This window comes from Burkholderia sp. YIM B11467 (assembly GCF_052952715.1).
The window spans coordinates 1-15,022 of sequence record NZ_JBQVSQ010000015.1 but is presented as its reverse complement, the minus strand read 5'-3'; the positions used below and the strand labels follow the sequence as shown (position 1 = coordinate 15,022).

The 15,022-nt window shown below is 65.4% G+C and carries 17 protein-coding genes; 6 read left to right on the top strand and 11 right to left on the bottom strand.

Translation table 11 applies throughout. The features are described from left to right. Positions 1-122: 122 nt before the first annotated feature. From ACTRWB_RS33950 to ACTRWB_RS33905, 10 genes are all read right to left on the bottom strand, one after another. On the bottom strand, positions 123-884 hold the full coding sequence (locus ACTRWB_RS33950; RefSeq protein WP_129512623.1) for an SDR family oxidoreductase: 762 nt from the start codon (positions 882-884) through the stop codon (positions 123-125). Between the two features lie 22 nt (positions 885-906). Further along, positions 907-1,488, bottom strand: coding sequence for an LOG family protein (locus ACTRWB_RS33945; protein ID WP_446904454.1), 582 nt, complete (start codon positions 1,486-1,488; stop codon positions 907-909). Then, a complete protein-coding gene (locus ACTRWB_RS33940) occupies positions 1,485-2,243 on the bottom strand; it encodes a TetR/AcrR family transcriptional regulator (RefSeq protein ID WP_048249327.1) in 759 nt (252 codons plus the stop codon). Before ACTRWB_RS33940 ends, ACTRWB_RS33945 begins: the two co-directional genes overlap by 4 nt. Positions 2,244-2,449: 206 nt before the next feature. Then, positions 2,450-2,986, bottom strand: a complete 537-nt coding sequence (locus ACTRWB_RS33935) for a diacylglycerol kinase (protein WP_193098769.1) — start codon at positions 2,984-2,986, stop codon at positions 2,450-2,452. After that, positions 2,983-4,017, bottom strand: coding sequence for a glycosyltransferase family 4 protein (locus ACTRWB_RS33930; RefSeq protein ID WP_129512621.1), 1,035 nt, complete (start codon positions 4,015-4,017; stop codon positions 2,983-2,985). The genes ACTRWB_RS33935 and ACTRWB_RS33930 overlap by 4 nt, the downstream gene beginning before the upstream one ends. Before the next feature lie 29 nt (positions 4,018-4,046). Beyond that, positions 4,047-4,985: a UDP-2,3-diacylglucosamine diphosphatase gene (locus tag ACTRWB_RS33925; RefSeq protein ID WP_048249332.1), complete on the bottom strand. Its 939-nt coding sequence runs from the start codon at positions 4,983-4,985 to the stop codon at positions 4,047-4,049. A 232-nt stretch (positions 4,986-5,217) separates the two neighbouring features. Beyond that, a complete protein-coding gene (locus ACTRWB_RS33920; RefSeq protein ID WP_446904453.1) occupies positions 5,218-5,724 on the bottom strand; it encodes an RDD family protein in 507 nt (168 codons plus the stop codon). A 6-nt stretch (positions 5,725-5,730) separates the two neighbouring features. Beyond that, positions 5,731-6,492: a DUF3106 domain-containing protein gene (locus ACTRWB_RS33915; RefSeq protein ID WP_446904452.1), complete on the bottom strand. Its 762-nt coding sequence runs from the start codon at positions 6,490-6,492 to the stop codon at positions 5,731-5,733. Positions 6,493-6,518: 26 nt separating this feature from the next. Next, positions 6,519-6,947 carry a DUF3619 family protein gene (locus tag ACTRWB_RS33910; protein ID WP_129512617.1) on the bottom strand — a complete coding sequence of 143 codons (429 nt, stop codon included), beginning with the start codon at positions 6,945-6,947 and terminating at the stop codon, positions 6,519-6,521. After that, positions 6,944-7,507, bottom strand: a complete 564-nt coding sequence (locus ACTRWB_RS33905) for an RNA polymerase sigma factor (RefSeq protein ID WP_048249338.1) — start codon at positions 7,505-7,507, stop codon at positions 6,944-6,946. The genes ACTRWB_RS33910 and ACTRWB_RS33905 overlap by 4 nt, the downstream gene beginning before the upstream one ends. A 352-nt stretch (positions 7,508-7,859) precedes the next feature. Here ACTRWB_RS33905 and ACTRWB_RS33900 point away from each other — a divergent pair, with 352 nt between their 5' ends. From ACTRWB_RS33900 to ACTRWB_RS33875, 6 genes are all read left to right on the top strand, one after another. Then, positions 7,860-9,623: an acetolactate synthase 3 catalytic subunit gene (locus tag ACTRWB_RS33900; protein ID WP_048249340.1), complete on the top strand. Its 1,764-nt coding sequence runs from the start codon at positions 7,860-7,862 to the stop codon at positions 9,621-9,623. A 111-nt stretch (positions 9,624-9,734) separates the two neighbouring features. After that, positions 9,735-10,226: an acetolactate synthase small subunit gene (gene ilvN, locus ACTRWB_RS33895; protein WP_011352712.1), complete on the top strand. Its 492-nt coding sequence runs from the start codon at positions 9,735-9,737 to the stop codon at positions 10,224-10,226. Positions 10,227-10,321: 95 nt separating this feature from the next. Continuing rightward, complete coding sequence (gene ilvC / locus ACTRWB_RS33890; protein ID WP_048249341.1) at positions 10,322-11,338, top strand: ketol-acid reductoisomerase; 1,017 nt, start codon at positions 10,322-10,324, stop codon at positions 11,336-11,338. Between the two features lie 127 nt (positions 11,339-11,465). Further along, positions 11,466-12,110 (top strand): phosphatidylserine decarboxylase, encoded by a 645-nt coding sequence (locus ACTRWB_RS33885; RefSeq protein ID WP_048249343.1) that lies wholly within the window; start codon positions 11,466-11,468, stop codon positions 12,108-12,110. A 15-nt stretch (positions 12,111-12,125) separates the two neighbouring features. Continuing rightward, positions 12,126-12,998 carry a CDP-diacylglycerol--serine O-phosphatidyltransferase gene (gene pssA, locus ACTRWB_RS33880; RefSeq protein WP_129512616.1) on the top strand — a complete coding sequence of 291 codons (873 nt, stop codon included), beginning with the start codon at positions 12,126-12,128 and terminating at the stop codon, positions 12,996-12,998. Between the two features lie 318 nt (positions 12,999-13,316). Further along, complete coding sequence (locus ACTRWB_RS33875; RefSeq protein WP_048249346.1) at positions 13,317-14,861, top strand: 2-isopropylmalate synthase; 1,545 nt, start codon at positions 13,317-13,319, stop codon at positions 14,859-14,861. On the opposite strand, the gene ACTRWB_RS33870 is transcribed toward ACTRWB_RS33875, so the two are convergent. Beyond that, the coding region (locus ACTRWB_RS33870) for a hypothetical protein (RefSeq protein WP_446904451.1) at positions 14,842-15,022 on the bottom strand (181 nt) is incomplete at its 5' end. The two genes, ACTRWB_RS33875 and ACTRWB_RS33870, sit on opposite strands and share 20 nt — an antisense overlap.

The window sequence follows — 15,022 nt, the reverse complement described above, 5'->3', positions numbered from 1 at the left end:
CGCTAGTAGAACACGGAATTGTTACGGGTGTTTACTGAAACTGTCACAAAATTGTGGAGATTTGTGGTGTCGTGACGACAGATCGTTTCAGGCGGCGATTTTTATGTACCGCGAATGCGGGTTTAGCGGCCGCCGCCGACGTCGAGCAGGGCGCCCGTCGTGTAGGATGCCGCGTCGCCCAGCAGCCAGACGATCGCTTCGGCGATCTCGTGCGCTTCGCCTGCACGGCCGAGCGGCGTCTGCACGCCGAGGCGGGCCGCACGGCCCGGCTGGCCGCCGCTTGCGTGGATTTCAGTCTCGATCAGGCCGGGGCGCACCGCGTTGACGCGCACGCCGTGCGGGCCGAGCTCCTTCGCAAGACCGATCGTCAGCGAGTCGACCGCGCCTTTCGAGCCCGCGTAGTCGACGTATTCGTTCGGCGAGCCGAGCCGGGACGCGATCGACGACACGTTGACGATCGCGCCGCCGCGGCCGCCACGGTCGGTGGACAACCGGCGCGCGGCTTCGCGCGCGCACAGGTATGCGCCGAGCACGTTGGTGTCGAACATCCGCCGCAGCCGGTCGGCCGGCATGTCGGCGAGCGGCATTGACGGCGCGACGATGCCCGCGTTGTTGACGAGCGCGTCGAGGCGTCCGAATGCGGCGGTGACACCGTCGAACATCGCGACGACGTCGGCCTCGTTCGCGACGTCGCCCGCGACCACGCACGCACGGCCGCCCGCGTCGCGGACGGCTTGCGCGGTGAGTTCGGCCGCCGCCGCGTCGCGCGCGTAGTTGATGCCGACGTCCCAGCCGCGTTCGGCCGCGAGCACGGCGGTCGCGCGGCCGATGCCACGGCTCGCGCCGGTGATGAGGACGGCCTTGCGGTCGGACGGTGCGGTCATCGCGTGCGGTTTCCGGTGAGGGTTACTTTGCCGCGTCGGGCGCCCACTTGTCGCTGGCGGGCGGCTCGTAGCGACGCAACTGCTCGATCAGTTCGACAGGCTTCGAGTCGACGCACAGCGCGTCGAAATAGGTCGGGCGCATGAAACCCTCGTCGACCGTATGGCGCAGCAACGTGATCAGCGGATCGTAGAACGAATCGATGTTGTAGAGCGCGACGGGCTTGCGGTGATAACCGAGCTGCGCCCACGTGTAGACCTCGAAGAACTCCTCGAGCGTGCCGGCGCCGCCGGGCATCGCGACGAACGCGTCGGCGAGGTCGGCCATCATTTTCTTGCGGTGGTGCATGTCGGGCACCACGTGCAGTTCCGACAGCCCCGTATGGCCGACTTCCTTGTCGACGAGCAGTTCGGGGATCACGCCGACCGCATGGCCGCCGGCCGCCATCACTTCGTCGGCGATCACGCCCATCAGGCCGACCCGGCCGCCGCCGTAGACGAGCGTGAGGCCCGCATCGACGAGCGCACGGCCGAACGCGCGCGCGGCGTCGGCATAGACGGGCCGCACGCCTGACGACGAGCCGCAATAAACGCACACAGCCTTCATTGCTTGGCGTCCTTCGCGGGGGCCTGCCCGACGGTGACCGGCCCGCCGGCGGGGCGCGGCGAACCGTCGCGCGGCGGCAGGTAGTCGGTGAACTGGCGCTTGGGCAGCTTGCCGGAGACCAGATCGTCGAACAGCTGGCGCGAACGCCCGCGCAGGTACGGCGCCATCACGGAGATCACGTGCATGCTGACCTGGTGCAGTTCCTCGCGGATCGCGTCCTGGTCGTTGTACTTGCGCGGATGCATCACGTACTGATACGACAGCCAGTACGTCGAGATGACAGCCATGTTGGTCGCGATGACCTCGATCTCGGCGGGCGTCGCGACCATCTCCGCGTCGGACACGAGCAGCTCGCACATGTCGTGCGCGAAGCGCACCTTGTGACTGATGATCTGCTTGAAGTGCGTCTCGAGCGTGCGGTTGCGGGCGAGCAGGTCGTTGAGGTCGCGATACAGGAACCGGTAGGTCCACATGAAATCGGCCATGTACTGCAGATACGACCAGGTTTCGTCGATCGTCGGACGATGATCTTCGGGGAAGCGCAGCCGCCGTTCGATCTGCTGCTCGAACTGCGCGAAGATGCTGTTGATGATGTCGTCCTTGTTGCGGAAATGGTAGTACAGGTTGCCTGGACTGATTTCCATTTCCTCGGCGATCGTCGTGGTCGTGACGTTCGGCTCGCCGATCTCGTTGAAGAGTTTCAACGACAACTCGAGAATCCGTTCGCGGGTGCGGCGGGGAGGTTTCGCTTCCATGTCGTCCGGCCCTGTGTGTGCCGGACTGGCGGGCGCTGCAATCGATGCTGCGTGATTCGTCCGGCGCGGGTTGCTGTTCTATGTCTAGCGGACGATTATAAACCGGGGTTTCGCCACATCGGGCGCATTTCGTGATCGCGGCCCCGCGCGGCGCATGGTGCAGCGCCGCACGCGGGCGGTGCCTGGGGCACCCGCCGGGCAGCCGTCTAGAAGCCGAGCCAGTGTGCGACGACGGGGCCGAGCACGAAGCCCCACGTCGTCACGCACGCGAACAGCGCGACCGTCACGGCCGCGCTGCCGAGGTCTTTCGCGCGCTTGGACAGCTCATGGCGTTCGAGCGAGATGCGGTCGATCGCGGCCTCGACGCTCGAGTTCAGCAGCTCGACGATCAGCACCAGCAGCACCGAGGCGATCAGCAGCGCGCGCGACGCGGCCGGCACCGGCGCGAACGCGCCGATCGGGAGCATCAGCGCGGCGAGCGTGAGCTCCTGGCGAAACGCGCTTTCCTCGCGGATCGCGACACGAAAGCCGTTCAGCGAATGCTTGAGTGCGTACCAGGCGCGCGTGATGCCGCGGTGGCGCTTGTACGGGTTCGGCGGCAGCGGGGTCAGCTGATCGTCGGGGCCGAGCGGTTCGTGCGCGTGCACGTCCGCTTCGGCGTGCGGCTCGTCCTCGTCGAACGGGCGGTGCCGATGCTGCGGCGCGGCGGGGGGCGGGGTTTTGTCGTTCAGGTCTCGTTTCAAACGGCGGCACCTTCGGCTGGCGAGTACGCGGTCTTCGGCAGCGGCTTCAGATGCGACGCGAACTGCTCGGATGCGGCGCGCCACGAGAAGCGTTCCGCCCACGCGCGCGCGGTCGTGCGTTCGATCTTCAGCGCTTCGAGGCAGGCTTCTTGCAGGTCCTCGTGCATCGAGCCCGCGTCGCCGCCGCTGAGCACGTCGATCGGGCCCGTGACGGGATACGCGGCAACCGGCGTGCCGCAGGCGAGCGCCTCGAGCAGCACGAGGCCGAACGTGTCGGTGCGACTCGGGAACACGAACACGTCGGCCGCAGCATACACCTTCGCGAGCTCGGCCTGTGACAGCACGCCGAGATAGTTCGCCTCCGGATAGCGCGACTTCAGTTCGGCGAGCGCGGGGCCTTCGCCCGCGACCCACTTCGAGCCGGGCAGGTCGAGGCGCAGGAACGCCTCGACGTTCTTCTCGATCGCGACGCGGCCCACGTACAGGAAGATCGGCCGCGCGGTGTTGAGCACCTTCGACTCCATCGGCCGGAACACGTCGAGATCGACGCCGCGGGTCCACAGCACGACGTTCGTGAAGCCGAATTTCTCGAGGTCGTCCTTGACGACCGGCGTCGGCGCCATCACCGCGAGCGACGGGCCGTGGAACCAGTGCAGGAAGCGGTAGGTCGCGGCCAGCGGGATGCCGAAGCGCGCCTGCACGTATTCCGGAAAGCGCGTGTGGTACGCGGTCGTGTACGGCAGCTTGCGCGAGCGTGCATAGCGTCGCGCGGCGAGGCCGAGCGGGCCTTCGGTCGCGATGTGCAGTGCGTCGGGCGCGAATGCGTCGATCCGTGCGCGCAGCTTGCGGTACGGCAGGATCGACAGGCGGATCTCGGGGTAGGTCGGGCAGGGCACCGTGCGGAATTCCAGCGGTGTCAGCAGTTCGACGCGATGGCCGAGCGCGGTGAGTTCGCGCGCCGTGCTCTTCAGCGTGCGCACGACGCCGTTGACCTGCGGTTCCCACGCGTCGGTGACGATCATGATCTTCATCGCGGCATTGTCCTGTAAGTAGAGTTGTGTCAGGCAGTGGCCTTGGCCTTGCGCGACGAGGTCTCCGACGGTGCGGCGCGCATCACCGTCCAGTAGACGATCTTCAGTTCGCCTTCCATCGTTTCGACGAGTGCGGACAGGCTTTCGACCCAGTCGCCGTCGTTGCAGTACAGCACGCCGTCGATGTCGCGGATCTCCGCCTTGTGGATGTGGCCGCACACGACGCCGTCGCAGCCGCGGCGGCGCGCCTCGTCGGTCATCACGGTTTCGAACTGCGAGATGAAGTTGACCGCGTTCTTCACCTGGTGCTTCAGGTATTGCGACAGCGACCAGTACTGGAAGCCGAGCCGGCTGCGGATCCGGTTGAACCAGCGGTTCAGCACGAGGATCAGCGTGTAGAGCGTGTCGCCGAGGTACGCGAGCCATTTCGCGTGCTGGATCACGCCGTCGAACAGGTCGCCGTGCACGATCCACAAACGTTTGCCCGCGAGCGTCGTGTGGAACGCCTCGCCGCGCACCTGGATGTCGCCGAACGCGAGATCGCAGAACTGCCGTGCGCCTTCGTCGTGGTTGCCGGGGATGTAGACGACCTGCGTGCCCTTGCGCGCCTTGCGCAGGATCTTCTGCACGACGTCGTTGTGCGCCTGCGGCCAGTACCAGCCCTTCTTCAGCTGCCAGCCGTCGATGATGTCGCCGACGAGGTACAGGTATTCCGAATCGTTGTGGCGCAGGAAGTCGAGCAGGTACGGCGCCTGGCAGCCGCTCGAGCCGAGGTGGATGTCGGACAGCCAGATGGTGCGATAGCGATGCGCGGACGAGTCGGGGTCGTCGTGCGGCGTGACGTGCTCGGCAGGTGGTTCTTGCGATGCCAGGTCATCGGCTGCGGCCGAGCCGGACAGGAAGGCGGTGACGGCGCGGGCGCCGATCGGGTGACGGAAGAGGGAGGTCGCGGACGATTTCTGGCCCATGCATGACTCGCGCCGGTTGACATTACCGGCATTCCGCCATGCGGGCGTGACTGTGCCATGACAGTCACGAGACGTTCTTATTACGACCGTTGCAGGGTGTTTAGCAGTGAATGAAAGGGTGTTGTGTAATCTGCCGCACCGAACGGCCGGCGGTTGTCCGACCGGTCGTCAGATCGGGTGGGAGAAGCCTGGGTGAATGGCTTTCGTCTGGCGAATGCGGCGCGTTGGCGTGTCAGCGCGGCATGGCGACGACGCGCGTGCGCGCGAGCCGGTCGTGCGGGAACTGGCGGCCCGCATGCAGCCGGGCGGCGCCGGCCCACGCAACGATCCACGCGGCGGCGAGCGCGAGCGTGACGGGTACCGACAGGCCGAGCAGCGGATGCAGCGCGAGCGGCGGCAGGAACCACAGCCAGCCGAGCGCATAACGAGCGAGCGCGTGGGCCGCGCTCAACGGCCGGCCGCTCGACGATTCGAGCCGCAGCCGCCAGGTCTTCATCGGCAGGGTCTGGCCGCCGTGCGTCCAGAACCAGACGAAGTACGCGCCGACGACGAGCGCGATCCAGGCGGCGAGCAGGTTGTGGTGGACGAGGCTGTTGCGTTGTTGCGTCGCAAGGCTGAACGCGAGCCCGGCGAAGAACACGACGCCGAACAGCAGCACGCCTTCGTAGAGCAGCGCGGCGAGGCGCCGCCGCACGGACGGCGCGGCGGCCGGTGTCTCGGGTGCGGGGGCGTTCGCCACGGTCGCTCAGGAACCCTTGAACAGCGAAGGTGCGTCGGCGGGCGACACCGGCGCGACGGCGGCCGGTGCGGAAGCGGTGCCGGCCGTCGACGACGCGGGCACCGGCGTCGCGGCGGCGCCGGCCGATGCGGGCGCCGTCGCGGCGGCCGCGCCGCTTGCCGGGTGTTCGTGCGAATTGACGAGGCGGCGGACGTCACGGTCGGCGACGGTCGGCGGCGCGCTGACGACGCTCGGCCGGCGGCGGCGCTCGGCAGCCGCGAGACGTTCCTTCTGCTCCTCGGGGAGTTGCTGGTAGGCCTTCCACGCGCGCTCGCGCGCCTGGGCGGAAAGCTCCTTCGCGCTCTGGTAGTTCTCGCGCGCGACGCGGCGCTGGTCGGGTGTCATGCGCGCCCATTCGGCCATCCGGTCCTGCAGACGCTTTTGATCATCGGGCGTCAATTTCGCGAAACGCGATGCGATCTTCAGCCATTTACGCTTGCGGGCATCGCTGAAGCCGTCCCACTGGTCGGCGAACGGCGCGAGTGCCGCGTGCTGCGCCGGCGTGAGACGCGCCCACGACAGCGGGCCGGTGGCGGCCGGCAGCGGCAGGGGCAGCGGGGTGAGGTCGGTGCTCAGCCCGGTCGCGGCCGATGCGGGCGCGGCAGGGTTGCTGGCCGCGACGGTGGTCGTCGCGGGGGGCGGGTTGAATCGCGAATAGGTGGCGACGTAGGAAACGGCGATCGCGATCACGCATCCGAAAAATACGGCCAGGCCGCGCTTCTGACTCACCCGTGCGATCCCCTCGTTATTGTCTGTTAGTGAGCGCGCGAAAGATACGCGTTGAACCCGTGATCGAGATACGCGTTGAGCGGCAGGTCGTCGCTGAGCATCGCCGCATCGATATCGGCGAGTTCGGCGGTGCGCTGCAGGTCTTCCCAGTAGGCGATGCCGACGAGCCCCGCGAGCAGCAGCGCGAGCGGCCACGCGCGCAGCAGGCGGCGCGCGAGCGACGCCTGCGGGCGGCTCGTGGGCGCCGGGCCGAATGCGCCGCCGGCCGCGCCGGCGAAGGCCGGCACGAACACCGGCGCGGTCGCGGCTTCGGGCTTCTTGCGCGCGAGCGCAGCCCGACGGGCGACGGCCAGCCGGTCGGTGGTCTCGGCTGGCAGAGCGGCCGCGTGCTCGTCCAGCGCGCGGCGCACCTTCAGCGCGAATTCGTGTTCTCGATTTGCGGGAGCGAAGCTCATAGCGTGATTCCTTTGGCCTTGAGCGCGTGCGCCAGGGTGTGGGTGGCTCGTGAGCAGTGCGTCTTGACGCTGCCTTCGGAGCACCCCATCGCGGCGGCAGTCTCGGCGACATCCATATCTTCCCAATAACGCATCAGGAACGCTTCCCGTTGACGTGCCGGAAGTTTCTGGATTTCTTCGTCGATCAGGGCCAGAACCTGCTCTCGTTCGAGGCGGTGCTCGCTGCTCTCGACACCCGCGTTGTCGTCCGCGGATTCGAGCGTTTCGAGGGGGTCGAAGTCGTCGTCGTCGGTGTTGTTCAGCGACGAGAAGAGCGTAACCCAGGTGTTGCGGACTTTCTGCCGGCGAAACCAGTCGTGGATCGCGTTCTGCAGGATCCGCTGAAAAAGCAGCGGCAATTCGGCCGCCGGCCGGTCGCCGTACTTCTCCGCAAGCTTGATCATCGCGTCCTGCACGATGTCGAGCGACGCATCGTCGTCACGCACGGCGTACGCAGCCTGCTTGAACGCGCGCCTTTCGACGCCCGCCAGAAAGTCGGCGAGTTCCTTGTCTGATGCCATTCCGTAAAGGTATGCGCTGCGGACTGCGGCGTGTGAAAGGTCGAAAAATTTCGTAAAACCCGCGGATGCTATCAAATTTTCGTGCCGATTGGCACCGGGTTGGCCGCCGCGCGTTGCGCGCGAGCCGCGGCGGCGGGGTGCCGGGCGGCGCGCATGATGCGCTGCGGGATATTTTGCTTGACGCCCCAATCATGACCCGCTATCGTCAATGATTCGCAACATGAAGTGATGGTCTCATTTGAGGCTGGCCCAAGAAGCCCGCCCTTCAAACTGGACGCGCCGCTTGAACCCGAGCCACAAGCCCGGCAGAGAGCACCCAATCAATTTTTTGCCGAAAATTCGAAAGGTCAAAATGAACATGCCCAGCGCGGAATTCTCCACGTCGGAACCCCTTTCCCCTCCCGATAGCGACTCCATCGGCGGTACCGTGCTCATGAAGGCACTGGCCGACGAAAACGTCGAATTCATCTGGGGCTACCCCGGCGGCTCGGTTCTCTACATCTACGACGAGCTTTACAAGCAGGACAAGATTCAGCACGTGCTGGTGCGCCACGAACAGGCGGCCGTGCACGCAGCCGATGCGTATGCGCGTTCCACCGGCAATGTCGGCGTCTGTCTCGTGACGTCCGGCCCCGGTGTCACCAACGCGGTGACCGGCATCGCAACGGCGTACATGGATTCGATCCCGATGGTCGTGATCAGCGGCCAGGTGCCGACGGCTGCGATCGGCCAGGACGCATTCCAGGAATGCGACACGGTCGGCATCACGCGTCCTTGCGTGAAGCACAACTTCCTCGTGAAGGACGTGCGCGACCTCGCGGAAACCGTCAAGAAGGCGTTCTACATCGCCCGCACGGGCCGTCCGGGCCCGGTGCTGATCGACATCCCGAAGGACATCTCGAAGACGCCGTGCGAGTATGTGCCGGTCAAGAGCGTGTCGCTGCGTTCGTACAACCCCGTCACGAAGGGCCATTCGGGTCAGATCCGCAAGGCCGTGTCGCTGCTGCTGACGGCGAAGCGTCCCTATATCTACACGGGTGGCGGCATCATCCTCGCCGACGCGTCGCGTGAACTGAACCAGTTCGCGGACCTGCTCGGCTACCCGGTCACGAACACGCTGATGGGCCTCGGCGGCTATCGCGCGTCGGACAAGAAATTCCTCGGCATGCTCGGCATGCACGGCACCTACGAAGCGAACATGGCGATGCAGCACTGCGACGTGCTGATCGCGATCGGTGCCCGCTTCGACGACCGCGTGATCGGCGACCCGGCGCACTTCGCGTCGCGTCCGCGCAAGATCATCCACATCGACATCGACCCGTCGTCGATCTCGAAGCGCGTGAAGGTCGATATCCCGATCGTCGGCGACGTGAAGGAAGTGCTGAAGGAGCTGATCGAGCAACTGCAGACGGCCGAGCATGGCCCCGACACCGAGGCGCTCGCGCAATGGTGGAAGGACATCGAGGGCTGGCGCTCGAAGGACTGCCTGAAGTTCGACCGCGAAAGCGAGATCATCAAGCCGCAGTACGTGGTCGAGAAGGCGTGGGAACTGACGGACGGCAATGCGTTCGTGTGTTCGGACGTCGGCCAGCACCAGATGTGGGCTGCGCAGTTCTACCGTTTCAACAAGCCGCGTCGCTGGATCAACTCCGGCGGCCTCGGCACGATGGGCTTCGGCCTGCCGGCAGCGATGGGCGTCAAGATGGCGCACCCGGACGACGACGTGCTGTGCATCACGGGCGAAGGCTCGATCCAGATGTGCATCCAGGAACTGTCGACCTGCCTGCAGTACGACACGCCCGTGAAGATCATTTCGCTGAACAACCGCTACCTCGGCATGGTTCGCCAGTGGCAGCAGATCGAATACAGCAAGCGCTATTCGCATTCGTACATGGATGCGCTGCCCGATTTCGTGAAGCTCGCCGAAGCGTACGGCCATGTCGGCATGCGGATCGAAAAGACCTCGGATGTGGAGCCGGCGCTGAAGGAAGCGCTGCGCCTGAAGGATCGCACCGTGTTTCTCGACTTCCAGACCGATCCGACCGAAAACGTCTGGCCGATGGTACAGGCCGGCAAGGGCATCACCGAGATGCTGCTCGGATCGGAAGATCTGTAACGGCGCGACGCGCGCGGGCCCGGATGCGGCCGCCTTCACGAAGGGCGGTGCGGCACGCGGCGGCGCGCGGCGCGAGTGAATCGACACGGACACATTCTGGAAGAAGCGAACATGAGACACATCATTTCCGTCCTGCTGGAGAACGAACCGGGCGCGCTGTCGCGCGTGGTCGGTCTGTTTTCCGCACGCGGCTACAACATCGAAACCTTGACGGTGGCGCCGACCGAAGACCAATCGCTGTCGCGGCTCACCATCGTTTCCATTGGCTCCGACGACGTGATCGAACAGATCACGAAGCATCTGAACCGCCTGATCGAGGTGGTGAAAGTGGTGGACCTGACCGACGGTGCACACATCGAACGCGAGCTGATGCTGATCAAGGTACGTGCAGTGGGCAAGGAGCGCGAAGAAATGAAGCGGATGGCGGACATTTTCCGCGGCCGCATCATCGACGTGACCGAAAAGACCTACACGATCGAATTGACGGGCGCGAGCGACAAGCTCGACGCATTCATCCAGGGGCTGGACGCGGGCGCGATCCTCGAGACCGTGCGCACCGGCAGCTCCGGCATCGGACGCGGCGAGCGCATCCTGAAGGTGTGATGCCCAAAGGCACGCCGGGTGCGCCGTCATGTCCCGGCCCGCAGTACTCCATCTGAACGAATTATTGAATTTTTTGAATTAGCGAAGGAACCATCATGAACGTTTTCTACGACAAAGACGCTGACCTCTCCCTCATCAAGGGCAAGCAAGTCACGATCATCGGCTACGGCTCGCAAGGCCATGCACACGCGCTGAACCTGAAGGAAAGCGGCGTGAACGTGACGGTCGGCCTGCGCAAGGGCGGCGCGTCGTGGAGCAAGGCCGAGAACGCCGGCCTGTCGGTCAAGGAAGTTGCGGAAGCCGTGAAGGGCGCGGACGTCGTGATGATGCTGCTGCCGGACGAGCAGATCGCCGACGTGTACGCGAAGGAAGTGCACGCGAACATCAAGCAGGGCGCGGCGCTGGCATTCGCGCACGGCTTCAACGTCCACTACGGCCAGGTGATCCCGCGCGCCGACCTCGACGTGATCATGATCGCGCCGAAGGCACCGGGCCACACCGTGCGCGGCACGTACTCGCAAGGTGGCGGCGTGCCGCACCTGATCGCGGTTGCGCAGAACAAGTCGGGCGCGGCACGCGACATCGCGCTGTCGTACGCGGCAGCGAACGGCGGCGGCCGTGCGGGCATCATCGAGACGAACTTCCGTGAAGAGACCGAAACCGACCTGTTCGGCGAGCAGGCCGTGCTGTGCGGCGGTACCGTCGAGCTGATCAAGGCTGGTTTCGAAACGCTGGTCGAAGCGGGCTACGCGCCGGAAATGGCGTACTTCGAGTGCCTGCACGAACTGAAGCTGATCGTCGACCTGATCTACGAAGGCGGCATCGCGAACATGAACTACTCGATCTCGAACAACGCCGAGTACGGCGAGTACGTGACGGGCCCGCGCGTCGTCACGGAAGAGACGAAGAAGGCGATGAAGCAGTGCCTGACCGACATCCAGACGGGCGAGTACGCGAAGAGCTTCATTCTCGAGAACAAGGCAGGCGCTCCGACGCTGCAATCGCGCCGCCGCCTGACGGCCGAGCACGAGATCGAGCAGGTCGGCGCGAAGCTGCGCGCGATGATGCCGTGGATCGCGAAGAACAAGCTCGTCGACCAGTCGAAGAACTAAGCACCGCGTGCTGTTCCGGCCCTTCGAGTGAAGGGTCGGCATCAAAAAGCCGTCCGAAGGCAGCAGTGCCCCGGGCGGCTTTTGTTATGCTACGGGCTTTGCAATTCACCGAACACAGAACGAATCCATGAACTATCCTCATCCGATCATCGCGCGCGAAGGCTGGCCGTTCATCGCGATTGCTGCCGTCATCGCGCTGTTGATCCACGCCGTCGGGGGCTTCGGCTTCGCGTGGCCGTTCTGGCTGCTGCTCGCTTTCGTCGTCCAGTTCTTCCGCGATCCGCAGCGCCCGATCCCGGCGCAGCCGAACGCGGTGCTGTGCCCGGCGGACGGCCGCATCGTCGCGGTCGAGACCACGCAGGATCCGTATGCGAACCGCGAAGCGCTGAAGATCAGCGTGTTCATGAATGTCTTCAACGTCCATTCGCAGCGTTCGCCGGTCGATGGCGCGATCACCAAGGTCGAATACTTCCCGGGCGCGTTCCTGAACGCGGCGATCGACAAGGCGTCGACCGAGAACGAGCGCAATGCGGTCGTGATCCAGACGGCGAGCGGCAAGACCGTCACTGCCGTGCAGATCGCCGGCCTCGTTGCCCGCCGGATTCTCTGCTACGTACGCGCCGGCGAGCCGCTGTCGCGCGGTCAGCGCTACGGTTTCATCCGCTTCGGTTCGCGCGTCGACGTGTACCTGCCGATCGGCAGCCGCGCGAAGGTGTCGATCGGCGAGAAGGTCTACGCGTCGTCGACGATCCTCGCCGAGCTCGAACAGTAAGCGGCGGGGCGCACGATGGCCGCATTCAAACCGCGCCGGCCGCGCAACGGCTCCAGCCAGACGCCACGCCCGTTCCGCCGCAACAAGGGGATGGCGCCCGATCCGGTGCCCATCGAGAGCCGCCGCGCGTCGCGCCAGCGCTTCCTGAAGACGCGCGGCATCTACCTGCTGCCGAACGCGTTCACGACCGCCGCGTTGTTCTGCGGCTTCTTCGCGGTCGTGCAGGCGATGAACGTGCGCTTCGAGATCGCCGCGATCGCGATTTTCGTCGCGATGGTGCTCGACGGAATGGACGGGCGCGTCGCGCGCATGACGCATACGCAGAGCGCGTTCGGCGAGCAGTTCGACAGCCTGTCCGACATGGTGTCGTTCGGCGTCGCGCCCGCGCTCGTGATGTACGAGTGGGTGCTGAAGGATCTCGGCCGCTGGGGCTGGCTCGCTGCGTTCGTCTACTGCTCGGGCGCCGCGCTGCGTCTCGCGCGCTTCAATACCAACATCGGGGTCGTCGACAAGCGCTTCTTCCAGGGGCTGCCGAGCCCGGCCGCCGCCGCGCTGATCGCGGGCTTCGTGTGGCTCGCGACCGACAACCGCGTGCCGATGAAGCTCGGCTGGCTGCCGTGGGTCGCGTTCGTGCTGACGATCTACGCGGGCGTGACGATGGTGTCCAACGCGCCGTTCTACAGCGGCAAGGCGCTCGACGTACGGCATCGCGTGCCGTTCGCGGCGATCCTGCTCGTCGTCGTCGCGTTCGTGCTCGTGTCGTCCGATCCGCCGCTGATGCTGTTCTGCCTGTTCGTGCTGTATGGGCTGTCCGGCTATGTGTTCTGGGGCTATATGGCCATCCGCGGGCGGGCGAACCCGGCGCGCTCGTCGCAGCGCGATCACTGACCCGATACGCGATTTGACCGGAAACGGCGGCTTCGAGGCCGCCGTTTTCATTTGCCCCTGTTTGAATGGGGCGGCCCGGAGCGCCCGGGTGCCGTCCGATTGCGCGTCCAGCGGAATGCCGCTATAGTCTTCGGCATGACTGCATTTCCCCGCCTCTCCCTCCTTCTAGCCGGTGCGCCGCTACGCGCGCTAGCGTTGGCGCGCCTGCCGCGCTGACCGTTCTCGCCCTCCGTCAAGCTTCGTCTGTTGTTGAGCGTCGCCAGCGGTGGCGCGATCTCATTACGTTTGACTTCCGTATAAAGAGCCCTGGAGCCCCCCATGACAGACAAGCTGATCATTTTCGATACGACGTTGCGTGACGGCGAACAATCGCCCGGCGCGTCGATGACGAAGGAAGAGAAAATCCGCATCGCGAAGCATCTCGAGCGGATGAAGGTCGACGTGATCGAAGCTGGCTTCGCGGCCAGCTCGAACGGCGACTTCGACGCGATTCACACGATCGCCGGTCTCGTGAAGGACAGCACGATCTGTTCGCTGGCCCGGGCCAACGACAAGGACATCCAGCGCGCGGCCGACGCGCTGAAGCCGGCCAACAGCTTCCGGATCCACACGTTCATCGCGACGTCGCCGCTGCATATGGAAAAGAAGCTGCGGATGACGCCCGACCAGGTGTTCGAGCAGGCGCGCCTCGCGGTGCGCTTCGCGCGCAAGTTCACCGACAACGTCGAATTCTCGCCGGAAGACGGCAGCCGCTCCGATCTGGATTTCCTCTGCCGCGTGCTGGAAGCCGTGATTGCCGAAGGTGCGACGACGATCAACATTGCCGACACGGTCGGTTATGGCGTGCCGGAGCTTTACGGCAACCTCGTGAAGACGCTGCGCGAACGCATTCCGAACTCGGACAAGGCGATTTTCTCGGTGCACTGCCATAACGACCTCGGGATGGCCGTCGCGAACTCGCTCGCCGGCGTGAAGATCGGCGGCGCGCGTCAGATCGAGTGCACGATCAACGGTCTCGGCGAGCGCGCGGGCAACACGTCGCTGGAAGAAATCGTGATGGCCGTGAAGACGCGCAAGGACTACTTCGGCCTCGACGTCGGCATCGACACGACGCAGATCGTGCCGACGTCGAAGCTTGTGTCGCAGATCACCGGTTTCGTCGTGCAGCCGAACAAGGCCGTGGTCGGCGCGAACGCGTTCGCGCATGCATCGGGCATCCACCAGGACGGCGTGCTGAAGGCGCGCGACACCTACGAGATCATGCGCGCGGAAGACGTGGGCTGGACCGCGAACAAGATCGTGCTCGGCAAGCTGTCGGGCCGTAACGCGTTCAAGCAGCGCCTGCAGGAGCTCGGCGTGTCGCTCGACAGCGAAGCGGAACTGAACGCCGCGTTCATGCGCTTCAAGGATCTGGCCGACCGCAAGTCCGAGATCTTCGACGAGGACATCATCGCGATCGTGTCCGAGGAATCGGCGCTCGCGCACGAGCAGGAGCACTTCAAGTTCGTGTCGCTGTCGCAGCGTTCGGAAACGGGCGAGCAGCCGCAGGCGAAGATCGTGTTCGCGGTCGAAGGCAAGGAAGTGACCGGCGAAGCGCGCGGCAACGGTCCGGTCGACGCGACGTTCAACGCGATCGAGGGCGAAGTCGGCAGCGGTTCCGAGCTGCTGCTGTACTCGGTGAACGCGATCACGACAGGTACGCAGGCGCAGGGCGAAGTGACCGTCCGGCTGTCGAGGAGCGGGCGGATCGTCAATGGCGTCGGCACTGATCCGGACATCGTCGCCGCGTCCGCGAAGGCGTACATCTCCGCGCTGAACAAGCTGCATTCGAAGGACGACAAGGTCAACCCGCAGCGCTCGTAAGCGCCGCGCGCGGCGCATCGCCGAAACGCCCCGTGCGGCCCAGTGCCGCTGAACTGCACCCCAAAAGTTGGATTTTGATCCGACCTTTGGGGTGTTTTTCATGACGAAGTACAGCGATGAGCTTCGACGACAAATTGTCCAAGAGCATCTGGCCGAGGGGC

Excerpts from the sequence above, each read along its gene's own strand:
- ACTRWB_RS33950 (WP_129512623.1), bottom strand. The coding sequence starts at position 884 with ATGACCGCACCGTCCGACCGCAAGGCCGTCCTCATCACCGGCGCGAGC.
- ACTRWB_RS33945 (WP_446904454.1), bottom strand. The coding sequence starts at position 1,488 with ATGAAGGCTGTGTGCGTTTATTGCGGCTCGTCGTCAGGCGTGCGGCCC.
- ACTRWB_RS33940 (WP_048249327.1), bottom strand. The coding sequence starts at position 2,243 with ATGGAAGCGAAACCTCCCCGCCGCACCCGCGAACGGATTCTCGAGTTG.
- ACTRWB_RS33930 (WP_129512621.1), bottom strand. The coding sequence starts at position 4,017 with ATGAAGATCATGATCGTCACCGACGCGTGGGAACCGCAGGTCAACGGC.
- ACTRWB_RS33925 (WP_048249332.1), bottom strand. The coding sequence starts at position 4,985 with ATGGGCCAGAAATCGTCCGCGACCTCCCTCTTCCGTCACCCGATCGGC.
- ACTRWB_RS33910 (WP_129512617.1), bottom strand. The coding sequence starts at position 6,947 with ATGAGCTTCGCTCCCGCAAATCGAGAACACGAATTCGCGCTGAAGGTG.
- ACTRWB_RS33905 (WP_048249338.1), bottom strand. The coding sequence starts at position 7,507 with ATGGCATCAGACAAGGAACTCGCCGACTTTCTGGCGGGCGTCGAAAGG.
- ACTRWB_RS33900 (WP_048249340.1), top strand. The coding sequence starts at position 7,860 with ATGAACATGCCCAGCGCGGAATTCTCCACGTCGGAACCCCTTTCCCCT.
- ilvN (WP_011352712.1), top strand. The coding sequence starts at position 9,735 with ATGAGACACATCATTTCCGTCCTGCTGGAGAACGAACCGGGCGCGCTG.
- ilvC (WP_048249341.1), top strand. The coding sequence starts at position 10,322 with ATGAACGTTTTCTACGACAAAGACGCTGACCTCTCCCTCATCAAGGGC.
- ACTRWB_RS33885 (WP_048249343.1), top strand. The coding sequence starts at position 11,466 with ATGAACTATCCTCATCCGATCATCGCGCGCGAAGGCTGGCCGTTCATC.
- pssA (WP_129512616.1), top strand. The coding sequence starts at position 12,126 with ATGGCCGCATTCAAACCGCGCCGGCCGCGCAACGGCTCCAGCCAGACG.
- ACTRWB_RS33875 (WP_048249346.1), top strand. The coding sequence starts at position 13,317 with ATGACAGACAAGCTGATCATTTTCGATACGACGTTGCGTGACGGCGAA.